The 13,607-nt window shown below is 70.8% G+C and carries 13 protein-coding genes; 8 read left to right on the plus strand and 5 right to left on the minus strand.

Annotation, left to right across the window (positions count from 1 at the left end; all coding sequences use genetic code 11):
* Positions 1–177 precede the first annotated feature (177 nt).
* Both ACZ4UV_RS08190 and ACZ4UV_RS08195 read left to right on the plus strand, forming a co-directional pair.
* The gene (locus ACZ4UV_RS08190) at positions 178–1,083 is read left to right on the plus strand and encodes a HipA family kinase (protein ID WP_451017845.1); all 906 of its coding nucleotides are present in this window, start codon (positions 178–180) and stop codon (positions 1,081–1,083) included.
* Positions 1,080–1,367, plus strand: a complete 288-nt coding sequence (locus ACZ4UV_RS08195) for an Rdx family protein (protein ID WP_451017844.1) — start codon at positions 1,080–1,082, stop codon at positions 1,365–1,367. The genes ACZ4UV_RS08190 and ACZ4UV_RS08195 overlap by 4 nt, the downstream gene beginning before the upstream one ends.
* 1 nt (position 1,368) lies before the next feature.
* Here the strand turns inward: ACZ4UV_RS08195 and aceB are convergent, their stop codons facing one another.
* On the minus strand, positions 1,369–2,991 hold the full coding sequence (gene aceB, locus ACZ4UV_RS08200; RefSeq protein ID WP_451017843.1) for a malate synthase A: 1,623 nt from the start codon (positions 2,989–2,991) through the stop codon (positions 1,369–1,371).
* A 184-nt stretch (positions 2,992–3,175) separates the two neighbouring features.
* On the minus strand, positions 3,176–3,775 hold the full coding sequence (locus tag ACZ4UV_RS08205; protein ID WP_467836778.1) for a nucleotidyltransferase family protein: 600 nt from the start codon (positions 3,773–3,775) through the stop codon (positions 3,176–3,178).
* Between the two features lie 155 nt (positions 3,776–3,930).
* Between ACZ4UV_RS08205 and ACZ4UV_RS08210 the strand changes: the two genes are divergently transcribed.
* Positions 3,931–4,245 (plus strand): DUF5955 family protein, encoded by a 315-nt coding sequence (locus ACZ4UV_RS08210; protein WP_467836780.1) that lies wholly within the window; start codon positions 3,931–3,933, stop codon positions 4,243–4,245.
* A 95-nt stretch (positions 4,246–4,340) separates the two neighbouring features.
* Here the strand turns inward: ACZ4UV_RS08210 and ACZ4UV_RS08215 are convergent, their stop codons facing one another.
* Positions 4,341–5,126: an IclR family transcriptional regulator gene (locus ACZ4UV_RS08215; protein ID WP_390034579.1), complete on the minus strand. Its 786-nt coding sequence runs from the start codon at positions 5,124–5,126 to the stop codon at positions 4,341–4,343.
* Positions 5,127–5,399: 273 nt separating this feature from the next.
* On the opposite strand from ACZ4UV_RS08215, the gene allB reads away from it, so the two are divergent.
* From allB to ACZ4UV_RS08235, 4 genes are all read left to right on the plus strand, one after another.
* Positions 5,400–6,740: an allantoinase AllB gene (gene allB, locus ACZ4UV_RS08220; protein ID WP_467836783.1), complete on the plus strand. Its 1,341-nt coding sequence runs from the start codon at positions 5,400–5,402 to the stop codon at positions 6,738–6,740.
* A 49-nt stretch (positions 6,741–6,789) separates the two neighbouring features.
* A complete protein-coding gene (gene alc, locus ACZ4UV_RS08225) occupies positions 6,790–7,902 on the plus strand; it encodes an allantoicase (protein ID WP_467836786.1) in 1,113 nt (370 codons plus the stop codon).
* 219 nt (positions 7,903–8,121) lie between these two features.
* On the plus strand, positions 8,122–8,934 hold the full coding sequence (locus tag ACZ4UV_RS08230; protein WP_467836790.1) for an AIM24 family protein: 813 nt from the start codon (positions 8,122–8,124) through the stop codon (positions 8,932–8,934).
* Positions 8,935–9,028: 94 nt separating this feature from the next.
* Complete coding sequence (locus ACZ4UV_RS08235) at positions 9,029–9,655, plus strand: dihydrofolate reductase family protein (RefSeq protein ID WP_451023354.1); 627 nt, start codon at positions 9,029–9,031, stop codon at positions 9,653–9,655.
* 243 nt (positions 9,656–9,898) lie between these two features.
* On the opposite strand, the gene ligA is transcribed toward ACZ4UV_RS08235, so the two are convergent.
* A complete protein-coding gene (ligA, locus tag ACZ4UV_RS08240; protein WP_467836793.1) occupies positions 9,899–11,989 on the minus strand; it encodes an NAD-dependent DNA ligase LigA in 2,091 nt (696 codons plus the stop codon).
* Between the two features lie 288 nt (positions 11,990–12,277).
* Here ligA and ACZ4UV_RS08245 point away from each other — a divergent pair, with 288 nt between their 5' ends.
* A complete protein-coding gene (locus ACZ4UV_RS08245) occupies positions 12,278–12,604 on the plus strand; it encodes a hypothetical protein (protein ID WP_390034573.1) in 327 nt (108 codons plus the stop codon).
* 481 nt (positions 12,605–13,085) lie between these two features.
* Here the strand turns inward: ACZ4UV_RS08245 and ACZ4UV_RS08250 are convergent, their stop codons facing one another.
* On the minus strand, positions 13,086–13,481 hold the full coding sequence (locus tag ACZ4UV_RS08250; RefSeq protein WP_451019854.1) for a ribonuclease domain-containing protein: 396 nt from the start codon (positions 13,479–13,481) through the stop codon (positions 13,086–13,088).
* Between the last annotated feature and the right edge of the window lie 126 nt (positions 13,482–13,607).

Raw genomic sequence — 13,607 nt, forward strand, 5'->3', positions numbered from 1 at the left:
TGAGCGAGAGGAGCAGAGAACCGGCCACATCCACTGTCTGCGCAGGCGGACCTGTGATCACTCCTGCCCGGCTGTCACGCTTGGATACTAAGCTCACCTCGAGGAGCCCGTTCCGGGTCGCAGTGCCTGGGAGCCGTTCGTGGAATGTAAGGTAAGCAACTTGTTGGGCCTTGGAAGATGCTGAGAGAGGTAGTAGCAACCCGCTATATCAAACCTCTGCGGACCGGCGGCTCTGTGCCGGGCATCGTCGAGGCCGACGACCTCGGCACCTACGTCGTGAAGTTCACCGGTTCCGCGCAGGGGCGCAAGGCGCTCGTCGCCGAGGTGATCGTGGGGGAGCTGGCGCGGGCGCTCGGGCTGCGGTTCCCCGAGCTGGTCCTGGTGCACTTCGACCCGGCGATCGCCGGGGACGAGCCGCACCAGGAGGTGCGCGACCTGCACGCGGCCAGCGGCGGAGTGAACCTCGGGATGGACTTCCTGCCCGGTGCGGAGGACTTCACCCCGCGGATCGCCGAGGTCTTCCCGGTGGACCCGCTGGAGGCGGGCCGGATCGTCTGGCTGGACGCACTCACCGTCAACGTCGACCGTACGGTGCACAGCTCCAACCTCATGGTCTGGCCGACCCTCGGCATCGCACCCCCGCGCCTGTGGCTCATCGACCACGGCGCCGCGCTCGTCTTCCACCACCGCTGGGACACCTCGGCCCCCGGGAAGGCGTACGACTTCCGTCATCACGCCCTCGGCCGGTTCGGCCCCGACACCCGGGCCGCCGACGCCGAACTCGCGCCCGAAGTGACCGAGAAGCTGCTCCGGGACGTCCTCGCCGAGGTCCCGGACGCGTGGCTCACCGACTTCGGCACGCCCGACGAGATGCGCGAGGCCTACGTCGGCTATCTGCTGGCCCGGGTGCGGGCCTCCGCCGAGTGGCTCCCCACCGATTTCCCGGGCCGCGACCAGCTCGCGGCCGAGGAGGCCGCCCGTGCGGCCAGGAACCAGCAGGGACGCCCGGACTGGCTGAAGCGGGTTCCGGACCTGCACGGCAAGCCCGCGGCCCGACAGGATTGGTCGGTGCACCTCGGATGAGCGACAGTCGGCGGGTAGAGATCGAGTACTGCACCCAGTGCCGCTGGCTGCCGCGGGCGGCCTGGCTGGCGCAGGAGCTGCTGACCACCTTCGAGACCGAGCTGACGGAGCTGGCGCTGAAGCCGGGCAAGGGCGGCGTCTTCGTCGTACGGGTCGGTGACGAAGTGGTCTGGGACCGGCGCGAGCAGGGCTTCCCCGAGCCCACGGCCGTGAAGCAGGCCGTACGCGACCGAGTGGCCCCGGGGAGGTCCCTGGGCCACTCGGACAAGGCTGCGCGGGACTAGGTCAGCCGCGCAGCTGCTGGTAGGCGGGCAGCGTGAGGAAGTCCGCGTAGTTCTCGTCGAGGGCGACGGTGAGGAGCAGGTCGTGGGCCTGCTGCCAGTGGCCGGCCGCGAAGGCCTGGTCGCCGGTCTCCGCGCGGATGGCGTCGAGTTCCTCGGCGGCGATCTTGCGTGCCAGCTCCGGCGTGGCCTTCTCGCCGTTCTCGAACTCTACGCCCGCGTTGATCCACTGCCAGATCTGCGACCGCGAGATCTCCGCGGTGGCCGCGTCCTCCATGAGGTTGAAGATGGCCACCGCGCCGAGCCCGCGCAGCCAGGCCTCGATGTAACGGATGCCCACCTGCACGGCGTTGACCAGACCGGCGTAGGTCGGCCTGGCCTCCAGCGAGTCGACCGCGATCAGGTCGGCGGCCTCGACGTGGACGTCCTCGCGCAGCCGGTCCTTCTGGTTCGGCTTGTCGCCGAGGACCCGGTCGAAGGACTCCATGGCGATCGGGACCAGGTCGGGGTGGGCGACCCAGGAGCCGTCGAAACCGTCGTTCGCCTCGCGGTCCTTGTCGGCACGCACCTTCTCGAAGGCGACCTTGTTGACCTCGGGGTCGCGGCGGGAGGGGATGAAGGCCGCCATGCCGCCGATCGCGTGCGCGCCGCGCTTGTGGCAGGTACGGACGAGGAGTTCGGTGTACGCCCGCATGAACGGGGCCGTCATGGTGACCGCGTTGCGGTCCGGGAGGACGAACCGGGGCCCGCCGTCCCGGAAGTTCTTGACGATGGAGAAGAGGTAGTCCCAGCGTCCGGCGTTCAATCCCGAGGCGTGGTCGCGCAGTTCGTAGAGGATCTCCTCCATCTCGTACGCGGCCGTGATCGTCTCGATCAGCACGGTGGCGCGGACGGTGCCCTGCGGGATGCCGACGTAGTCCTGCGCGAAGACGAACACGTCGTTCCAGAGTCGGGCTTCGAGGTGCGACTCGGTCTTCGGGAGGTAGAAGTACGGTCCCTTGCCCAGGTCGAGCAGGCGCTGGGCGTTGTGGAAGAAGTAGAGCCCGAAGTCGACGAAGGCGCCGGGCACCTGCTCGCCGTCGACCTCGACGTGCCGCTCGTTCAGGTGCCAGCCGCGCGGCCGCATGACGACCGTCGCGAGCTCCTCGTCCGGGCGCAGGGCGTACGACTTGCCGCTCGCCGGGTCCGTGAAGTCGATGTTCCGGGTGTAGGCGTCGATCAGGTTCAGCTGGCCCAGGACGACGTTCTCCCAGGTGGGGGCGGAGGCGTCCTCGAAGTCCGCGAGCCAGATCCGGGCGCCCGAGTTGAGGGCGTTGATGGTCATCTTGCGGTCGGTGGGACCGGTGATCTCCACCCGGCGGTCGTTCAGGGCCGCCGGGGAGGGGGCCACCCGCCAGGAGTCGTCCGCGCGGACGGCGGCGGTCTCCGGGAGGAAGTCCAGGGTCGAGGTGCGGGCGATCTCGGCGCGGCGCTCGGCGCGGCGGGCGAGGAGTTCGGCTCGGCGCGGCGAGAACCGCCGGTGCAGCTCGGCCACGAAGGCGAGCGCCGCGTCGGTGAGGACCTCCTCCTGCCGGGGCAGGGGCTCGGCGTCGACGATGGCCAGCGGAGACGGCGCTGGTGCGGACATGAGCTGTCACTTCCTTCAGCGGTGGCACCGGGTGCCAGTCGTTCCGGGTAGAGCGAAGCACACCCGATCGGGGGCCGGGCGCTTCTGAACAGTGGATACTAGTTTCCTCATTGTGGAAGTTCAATGGTTTGTTGATGTCGAGATTCTCCGGGTCGAGCCAAGGTGGCGCTCAGTGCCACCCCGTTCACTCAAGGTGGCCCAGGTCCGCCTCCGTGTCGATGTCGTACGGCTCGGCCGCGTCCCCGCACTCGACGAGCGTGATCGCCTCCTCGTGAGCCTTGAGATAGGCGCGGGCGCCCCGGTCCCCGGTCGCGCTCGCGGCGATCCCCGCCCAGTGGGCCGAGCCGAACAGGACGGGATGGCCGCGCACCCCGTCGTACGCGGCCGACACCAGCGAGTTCTGGTCCCGGTACCCGCCGAGCACCCGCGCCACGGCCGCGGCCCCGATCCCGGGCTGGTCCACCAGCGACACCAGCGCGGCCCGCACCCCCGCCCCGGCGAGCGACTCCAGCCCCACCCGCAGCGAGGACCCCATGCCCTCGGCCCAGTCCGGGTTCTCCACGACTACGCAGCCGTCCAGCCCGGCCCGCTCCCGCACGTCGTCCGCCAGGGCCCCGAGGACCACGTGCACCGGCCCGCAGCCGCCCGCCCGCAGCACCCCGACCGCGTGCTCCACCAGTGGCCGCCCCCGGTGCGTCAGCAGGGCCTTGGGGCGTCCGCCGAGCCGTCTGCCACCGCCGGCGGCGAGCAGCAGCCCGGCGATCTGGTCATGCGTGTCCGTCATGCGTCCTGCATACCCGACGCCGGAGCGGGCGGCCGGTTCCGAAGGACTGAAATTCGGTCCGCGCTGTAGCGCATTCCGCACGGGAGGGCGTTTACTGACCCGCGTCCCCGGGCGCCCGACCACCGTTCAGGGGCACCTGGTGAGGGGGGAGAGCTGTGTTGCGGAGCTTGGGACAGAGGTCAGTGACCGGCAGCGACGAGGATCCGAGAGTGACGGAACTGCGCACGGCGGTCTCCCGGCTGCGCCGCGAACTGGCCGCACATCCGGCCGAGTTCCCGGACCGCGCGATAGCCGAGGACGAGCTCGCGGCCCTGGCGGCGATGGCCACGGGCGGCATCCCGGAGATCCCGCGCCTGCGCCGGTCCCTGTTACTGATCGCGGGCGCGATCGGCTCGATGAGCGCCCTGTCACGGGGCCTGTCGGACGTACGGCAGGCGGTGGACCTGTTCGGGGAGACTCCGAGAGCTTGAAAGCGAGGGTGCGGTCATTCACCTGGGGGCGCGGGGAACTGCGCGACCAGCCACAGCGCACCCGCACCTGCCAACGGTCAAGCGGCCCCTACCCCTCAGGCTCCTGAACTCACCAACGCCCGAGACAACTCCACAGCCACCTGCTGCAGCACCGGCACGATCTTCTCGACCGCCGCCTCCGTCACCCGCCCCGCGGGCCCGGAGATCGAAATGGCGGCCGCGGTCGGCGAGTCCGGCACGGACACCGCAAGGCACCGCACCCCCACCTCCTGCTCGTTGTCGTCCACGGCGTACCCGAGCTCCCGCACCTCCGCGAGGGCGGCCAGGAACCCCTCCGGTGTGGTGATCGTCTTCTCGGTCGCCGCCGGCATCCCGGTCCGGCCCAGCAGTGCCCGCACCTCGGCGTCCGGCACGTTCGCCAGCAACGCCTTCCCCACGCCCGTGGAGTGCGGCAGCACCCGCCGCCCCACCTCGGTGAACATCCTCATCGAGTGCTTCGACGGCACCTGCGCCACGTACACGATCTCGTCCCCGTCGAGCAGCGCCATGTTCGCCGTCTCCCCGGTCTCCTCGACCAGCCGCGCGAGGTACGGCCGCGCCCAGGTGCCGAGCAGCCGGGACGCCGACTCGCCGAGCCGGATCAGCCGCGGCCCGAGCGCGTACCGCCGGTTCGGCTGCTGTCGTACGTAGCCGCAGGCGACCAGCGTCCGCATCAGCCGGTGGATCGTCGGCAGCGGCAGCCCGCTGCTCGCGGAGAGCTCGCTGAGACCCACCTCGCCGCCCGCGTCCGCCATCCGCTCCAGCAGATCGAAGGCGCGCTCCAGGGACTGGACGCCGCCGGACTTGGCGGAGTCGGTGGTGCTGGCGCTTGACGTCGGCACGGCGCGTTCCTTTCGGGACTGGCGGGAAGGGCAGAAGCCTACCCGGCAGTCGGTTGACTCCCCGGTCGTGCGTAGCTACGTTCTGCTTGCTGGAAGTTTAATTCCGCTTTGCGGAAACGTCCAGAGTGAGCGCCTGTCGGGCCCCGAGATGCAGTGTGCCCTTGACGGCGCGGGAGCGGGAGTGAAGACTCCTTCAACAGAACGTTGAATTCCGTTACGTGGGCGTAAATCCCGTTTCCCGGAAGTAAAACGGCGGCAGAGAGAGGGGTCCGGGTGTCCGACGCTGAACTGGTGCTGCGCTCGACGCGCGTCATCACCCCGGAGGGGACGCGGGCCGCCTCGGTCGCCGTGTCCGCCGGGACGATCACGGCCGTACTGCCCTATGACGCCCCCGTCCCGGAGGGCGCCCGCCTGGAGGACTTCGGCGACGACGTCCTGCTGCCCGGACTGGTCGACACCCATGTGCATGTGAACGACCCGGGCCGCACCGAATGGGAGGGCTTCTGGACCGCCACGCGCGCGGCGGCGGCCGGCGGCATCACCACCCTGGTCGACATGCCGCTCAACTCCCTCCCGCCGACCACGACCGTCGAGAACCTCCGCGTCAAGCAGCGGGTCGCGGCCGACAAGGCGCACGTCGACGTCGGCTTCTGGGGCGGCGCGCTGCCCGGCAACGTCAAGGACCTGCGCCCGCTGCACGAGGCCGGGGTCTTCGGCTTCAAGGCGTTCCTGTCGCCGTCCGGCGTGGACGAGTTCCCGCACCTCGACCAGGAGCAGCTGGCCCGGTCGCTGGCGGAGATCGCCTCCTTCGACGGCCTGCTGATCGTGCACGCCGAGGACCCGCACCACCTGGAGGCCGCCCCGCAGCAGGGCGGCCCGAGGTACGCCGACTTCCTCGCCTCCCGTCCGCGTGACGCGGAGGACACGGCGATCGCCCAGCTGGTCGCCCAGGCGAAACGCCTGCACGCGCGCGTGCACGTCCTGCATCTGTCCTCCTCCGACGCGCTGCCGCTGATCGCGGCGGCCAAGGCGGACGGCGTCCGCCTCACCGTCGAGACCTGCCCGCACTACCTCACCCTCACCGCCGAGGAGGTCCCGGACGGCGCCAGCGAGTTCAAGTGCTGCCCGCCCATCCGGGAGGCGGCCAACCAGGACCTGCTCTGGCAGGCGCTGGCCGACGGCACCGTCGACTGCGTGGTCACCGACCACTCGCCTTCCACGGCCGATCTCAAGACCAGCGACTTCGCGACCGCCTGGGGCGGCATCTCCGGCCTCCAGCTCAGCCTCGCCGCCGTGTGGACGGAGGCCCGCAGGCGCGGCCACGGTCTCGAGGACGTGGTCCGCTGGATGTCGGCCCGTACGGCCGCGCTCGTCGGCCTCCACCACCGAAAGGGCGCCATCGCGGCGGGCCGGGACGCCGACTTCGCCGTCCTCGCGCCCGACGAGACCTTCACCGTGGACCCGGCGGGCCTGCAACACCGCAACCGGGTCACCGCGTACGCGGGCAAGACCCTGTACGGCGTCGTGAAGTCCACCTGGCTGCGCGGCGAACGCATCGTCTCAGACGGCGAGTTCACGCCCCCGCAGGGCCGCCTCCTCACCCGCACCCCCTGACGACCTCTTCCTTCCGCACCCGCAGCGGCCGACACCGAAAGGAACACCTTTGACGGCGATCCCGACCTTCACCGGCGACGCGCACCCCTACTCCGGCGGCGACCCCTACGCGGACTACCGCACCGGCGACTTCCCCTTCACCCGGTACGTCAACCTCGCCGACCGGCAGCTCGGTGCCGGGGTCATCGCCGCCAACGACGAGTTCTTCGCCCAGCGGGAGAACCTGCTGGTGCCGGGGCGGGCCGAGTTCGACCCCGAGCACTTCGGGCACAAGGGCAAGATCATGGACGGCTGGGAGACGCGCCGCCGCCGCGGGGTCTCGGCCGACCACCCCTGGCCCACCGCCGAGGACCACGACTGGGCGCTGGTCCGGCTCGGCGCCGCCGGGGTGGTGCGCGGCATCGTCGTCGACACGGCCCACTTCCGTGGCAACTACCCCCAGGCGGTGTCCGTCGAAGGCACGTCGGTCGCGGGCTCGCCGTCCCCGGCGGAACTGCTCGGCGACGACGTGAAGTGGACGACCCTCGTCCCGCGTACGCCGGTCGGCGGCCACGCGGCGAACGGCTTCGCGGTCTCCCTGGAGCAGCGCTTCACCCACCTCCGCGTCAACCAGCACCCCGACGGCGGCATCGCACGCCTGCGCGTGTACGGCGAGGTCGTGCCCGACCCCGGGTGGCTCGCCGTGCTCGGCACCTTCGACGTGGTCGCCCTGGAGAACGGCGGCCGGGTCGAGGACGCCTCCGACCTCTTCTACTCGCCGGCCACCAACACCGTCCAGCCGGGCCGCTCCCGCAAGATGGACGACGGCTGGGAGACGCGCCGCCGCCGCGATCAGGGCAACGACTGGATCCGGTACCGGCTCGCCGCCCAGTCCCGGATCAGGGCGATCGAGATCGACACGGCGTACCTGAAGGGCAACAGCGCGGGCTGGGCGTCGGTGTCCGTACGGGACGGCGAGGACGGCGACTGGCGCGAGATCCTGCCGCGCACCCGCCTCCAGCCCGACACGAACCACCGCTTCGTCCTGGCCGCCCCGGCGGTGGGCACCCACGCGCGCGTGGACATCTTCCCGGACGGCGGGATCTCCCGCCTGCGGTTGTTCGGCACGCCGACGGAAGCGGGGGCAGCGGCCCTGACGGCAAGGCACCGCGAACTGTCCTGACGCCTGGTTGCCCGCCCACCCGACTCGCCTTCTCGGAAAGCGAAGTCGAAGAGCAACGACAGGGTGGGACTGCCGAGGTGCTCAAGGGTGCCCCAGGAGAGCCGGGTGGCTCTCCGCGCAGCCCCGCCCCACGCGGGAGACCGGTGGGGTCCGGGACGACCGAGTCGGGTGGTGGGTGGGCGGAGGGAACCGCTGAGCCGTCGGCTACGTTCTTCTGCCGTGACCCTTCAGCAAGAAATCGTCGGCAACGCCATGCAGATGGCGGTCGTCAACCTGCACCCCGGCCAGACCGTCTACTGCGAGGCCGGCAAGTTCCTGTTCAAGACGACGAACGTGACCATGGAGACCCGGCTCAGCGGTCCGAACGGCGGGGGCCAGCAGCAGGGCGGCGGCGGTGGCGGCATGGGCGGCATGCTCCGCCAGGCCATGGGCACCGCCATGCAGGTCGGCCAGCGCATGCTCGCGGGCGAGTCGCTGGCGTTCCAGTACTTCACCTCCCAGGGCGGCGAGGGCACCGTCGGCTTCGCGGGCGTGCTCCCCGGCGAGATGCGCGCGCTGGAGCTGAACGGCACGCGCGCGTGGTTCGCCGAGAAGGACGCCTTCGTCGCGGCCGAGTCCACCGTCGAGTTCGGCATCGCCTTCTCCGGCGGCCGCACCGGCATGAGTGGCGGCGAGGGCTTCATCCTGGAGAAGTTCACCGGCCACGGCACGGTGATCATCGCCGGCGCGGGCAACTTCATCGACCTGAACCCCGCCGACTTCGGCGGCCGTATCGAGGTCGACACGGGCTGCGTCGTCGCCTTCGAGGAGGGCATCCAGTACGGCGTCCAGCGCGTCGGCGGCCTCAACCGCCAGGGCCTGATGAACGCCGTCTTCGGCGGCGAGGGTCTCTCCCTGGCCACCCTGGAGGGCAACGGCCGGGTGATCCTGCAGTCCCTCACCATCGAGAGCCTCGCCAACGCCCTGAAGAAGGCCCAGGGCGGCGACAAGCAGGGCCCGACCGGCGGACTGTTCTCGACGTACACGGGGTGAGGGCGCGCCGGGGACCGGCCGGCCGATGAGTTACGGGTGCCACGGGGGTCTGAACCGGCGACAACGGACCGCGCCCCAGGAAGCAGGCACCGCCATGGGCAAGCTCGTCTCCACCATGTTCGTCACCCTCGACGGCGTCTACCAGGCGCCCGGCGGCCCCGAGGAGGACCCCAGCGGGGGCTTCACCCACGGCGGCTGGAGCTTCACGTACGGTGACGAGGACTTCGGTCGGTTCGTCGCCGAGGTCTTCGACCGGGCCGGCGCCTTCCTGCTCGGCCGCCACACCTACGACATCTTCGCGTCCTACTGGCCGAAGATCACCGACCCCGGCAACCCGATCGCGGCCAGGCTCAACGCACTCCCGAAGTACGTCCCGTCCGCGACCCTGACCGACCCCGCATGGTCCGGCACCACGGTCCTCGCCGGCGACCTCGCCAAGGAGGTCACGGCCCTCAAGGAGCGCACCGACGGCGAGCTCCAGGTGCACGGCAGCGGCGCCCTGGTCCGCTCCCTGCAGGACCTCGGCCTCGTCGACACCCTCCACCTCGTGACCTTCCCCGTCGTGCTCGGCTCCGGCCGCCGGTTCTTCCAGGAAGGCGCGCCGCCGACGAAGTTCCGGCACACCGGCGGGCGGATCACCACGGCGGGCGTCTCGATCCAGTCGTACGACCTCGCGGGCCGCCCCGACTACGGCTCGTACATCGCCGAGCAGAACGCCTGACCACCTCGCCGCCCGGGTCGACCCCGCAGCCCGCGCCCGGTCGAGTCGGTCGGGAGCGGAGCCATCTCGTCGTAGAACCGGCGCGCTCCTGCGGCGGCCTTTCCGCGACGCCACTTTGCGCAGGATGTGCAAGCTCCTCGAGGAACGGCTACTGAGAGGGCGTTTCGCCGACCGTGGGGACGCGGAACCCGACCACCGTGGTGCCGCCCCCACGGCGGCGGGCGTCATGCGATGGCGGAGGCTTCAGCTGAGGTAGTCGGCGACCATGGCGGCGAACTCGTCGGAGGTGGAGAGACGGATGCCGAGGGATTCGGCTTTGGCCTGCTTGGATCCCGCGTTCTCTCCGGCGACGACGAGAGTGGTCTTCTTGGAGACGCTGGAGGAGGAGCGGCCGCCGGCGCGTTCGATGAGCTCGTTCATCTCGTTGCGGGAGAGCTTCTCCAGAACCCCGGTCATCGCGCCGGTGACGACCACGGTCATCCCTGCCAGCGGGCCGGTCTCCGCTGCGGCGACGGGCGCCTCACCGTCGGTGCTCACCTCGTCGCCGAGGCCGGACGGGGTGGCGCCGGGCTCGGTCATGTTGACGCCTGCGGCGGCGAGTTTGCCGATGAGCGGGGCGAGTTCGGCCAGTTCCGCGACGATCGAGGGGGCCTTCTCCGCGCCGATGCCGTCGACCTGCTGCATCGCCTCGGCGTCGGCGGCACGGATGGTGTCCATGGTGGCGAAGTGGCGGGCGATGCGGCGGGACATGGACCGGCCGGTGCCGCGCACGCCGAGTGCGCACAACACCCGCGACAACGGTTGCTGTTTGGCCGTGGCGATCGCCGTGAGGAGGTTGTCGGCGCTGGTTTCGCCCATCCGGTCCAGGCCGAGCAGCTGCTCACGGGTGAGGGTGAACAGGTCGGCGAGGTCGCTGACGAGACCGGTCTCGACGAGCTGGACGACGCGGGTGGCGCCGAGGCCTTCGATGTCGAGCTGGTCGCGGCCGGCGGCGTAGGAGAGGGAGGCGACCAGGTGGCAGTTGCGGCCCTGGGTGCACCGCCAGCGTTCCTCGGTCTTGTCTATGTCCGATCCGCAGCGCGGGCAGGTCTCGGGGAAGGCGAGGGGTAGTTCGTCGCCGGTGCGCAGGTGGGCGGCCGGGGCCTGGATGCGGGGGATGACGTCGCCGGCGCGGTGGACCATGACCTGGTCGCCCAGGCGCAGGTCGCGGCGGGTGATGTCGGCCGGGTTGTGCAGGGTGGCGTAGGTGACGGTGGAGCCGTCGATGACGACCGGTTCGAGGACGCCGCGCGGGGCGATGATCCCGGTGCGGCCGACGTTCCACTCCACCGCCAGCAGCCGGGTGATCTTCTCCACGGGCGGCAGCTTGTAGGCGATTGCCCATCTGGGGGCGCGGGACCCGGATCCGGCGGCCCGCCGGTCGTCGGCGAGGTCGGCCTTGATGACGATGCCGTCGATCCCGAACGGCAGCCCGGCACGGGCCGCGGCGATCTCCTGCACCCGGGTGAGGACCTGCTCCACGGACTCGGCGACGGCGTCGGGGACCGGGGTGCGGGCGCTGGTGTGCAGCCCGAACTCGGCGGCCAGGTGCATCAGGTCGCTGTGCGCGGACGCGGTCAGCCGCTCGGCCAGTGCCGGGTCGGCGCCGGGGAGCGGGAGGAGCCCGTAGGCGAAGAACGTCATCGGCACCGTGTAGAGCCGCTCGCGGGCCCGCAGTGTGCCCGCGGCGGCGTTGCGCGGGTTGGCGAACGGCAGCCCGCCGTGCTCGGTGCGCACGGTGTTGGCGTACTCGAACTGGGCGGTGGTCATGAGGACTTCGCCGCGCACTTCCACGGTGACCGGCTCGGCCAGCTGCCCGGGCAGGCCCTCGATGGTGCCGATCGCGTGCGAGACGTCCTCCCCGGCCGTTCCGTCGCCGCGGGTGATCAGCCGGGTGAGGCGGCCCTCGGTGTAGCGGGCGGCGACCGCGAGGCCGTCCAGCTTCGGCCCGACGTGGAAGCGGGTGACCTCGTGCCCGATACGGCGGGCCAGGGACTCGGTCCAGGCGGTGAACTCCTCCGCGGAGAACACGTTGTCCAGGCTCAGCATCGCCACCGTGTGCGGGACATCGCCCTCGATCGCGCCGCCGGCCACCTTCCCGGTGGGGGAGTCGGGCAGCACCTGCTCGGGGTGTCCGGCCTCGTACGCGGCGATCCCGCGCACCAGTCGGTCGTAGGCATCGTCGTCCAGCGGTGACGTGCCGCCCGCGTAGTACGCGGCAGCCGCCCCGACGGCGTCCTGGACGGCCTGTGCGTAGGCGGCCGCATCCGTGATCTCTGCTGCAGGTGTCGTCATGACCGGCATCCTGCCGCCCACCACTGACAACGGTGCCTTCCCGGACTTGCCGAACCGATCAAGAGGCTGAGCGAGTGTCAGGTCCATCATGCCTGCTCGGACGTGGTTTTCGGTAGGACGGAGCGCACGTCCGTTCAGGCTTGTCCCAGGTGGTGACCTGCCCGCAGACTCGTCGTCATCCACTCTCCGACGTCCGTGTCGGCATCCGTTCCCGGGTGCCGACGCGTTCGTCGTGCTGTCTCGTCGCGGGACGGGTGCAGGTGGGGGTGAGGAAACGGAGGGGGACCGATGGATCAGGACATGGTCATGCGGGCGAGGGTCCAGTTGCTCAGTGCCAACCGGCGGGTGGTGCGCGGCACCGAGGGGTTGCGGATCTACCGCCTGCTGACGCAGGTCGAGCCGGAGGTGTACGGGTCGAAACTGGCGTACGTTCTGGTGGAGGCCAGCGCGTCGTCGCTGGTGCGGGAGCTGCCCGAGCAGCGGCTGGCGCTGTTGGACGAGGCGGTTGCGGTGGCGTCGGCGCTGGACGCCGCGAATCCCTACCGAACCACGGTGCTGGCGAAGGCGCTTGCCGCCAGGCGGCAACTCGAGGGGCAGCAGACACACGGGATGTGAGAGGGGTTCGCGTGGGCCACAGGCGCCCCTGCCGACCGTCAGGACTCAGACGCCCGGGGTCCGCACGGTAGGCGAGGCGTCCACGTTGTCGTCGGCGGCGATCGGGCTGTACGCCTCGGGGAATCCTCGGGGCGCGGTCGGCGCCGACGGCCAGTGGCTGTCGACATGCCGGTTCCGGCCGGTGGCCGGGGATCTACCGGGCGGGGCCGAAGCGCGGCGCCTCCCCGGTTGGGCCGGACATGCCTCGCCCCGCGTCCCATGTTGGCGTGGTGGGGGGAACGCGGGGCGAGGACTCCGAGCCGTGCAGACGCAGCTGTCGCTGCTCGCATCGTTGCCGTACGCGGAGCGAAGACGGCACCGACAGGGATACGACACGGCCGGTCCGGCCGGCCGCCGGTATGCGGCCTGTACGGGGGCAGCTGAGCGAGTAAGAGGATCTACCGGGTTCGCGCTGGTCCTTGCACTGCTTCCTCCGGCGGAGTCAGCAGTCGAAGTCGATGAGGTTGAACGTGACGTAGTGGTCGGAGGTGTAGTAGTCCTCCTGGTAGTCCTCGCCCGTGACGATGCGACGTGCACCGCGGGTGGAGGAGCCCGGCGTTATCACGGTGTACTCGTGGTAGTAGCCGGTGGGCTCGCTCGGCAGCACGCCCTCCTGGTTGCGGAAGACGGTCCCGTCCTGCGAGTACGGGAACGGACCGCCCGACGCGATCAGGTCGAGCGTGTCGTACGCCTGCGACGGCAGGTTGCTGTAGCAGATACTGCCGACCGAGCTGGCAGCGGCGTCCGCCGTGACGGCGGAGACGGTACCGCCCACGAGGAGGGCGGACAGCAGGGCGCCCGCGGCGCCGATGCGGGTGATTCGTGGGGGGAATCTCATGGCTCCATGATGACGCGCGTAGAGTGTGGCATGTCAATGACAAGTCTGAAGAATTTGCCGCCAAGTCCTCTGAGTTTTCACGTAGTTAACCTGCCGCCGGCCGGCCCCCTGATGCCCGCATCCCGG

It is taken from the genome of Streptomyces sp. NPDC028289, from assembly GCF_055565975.1.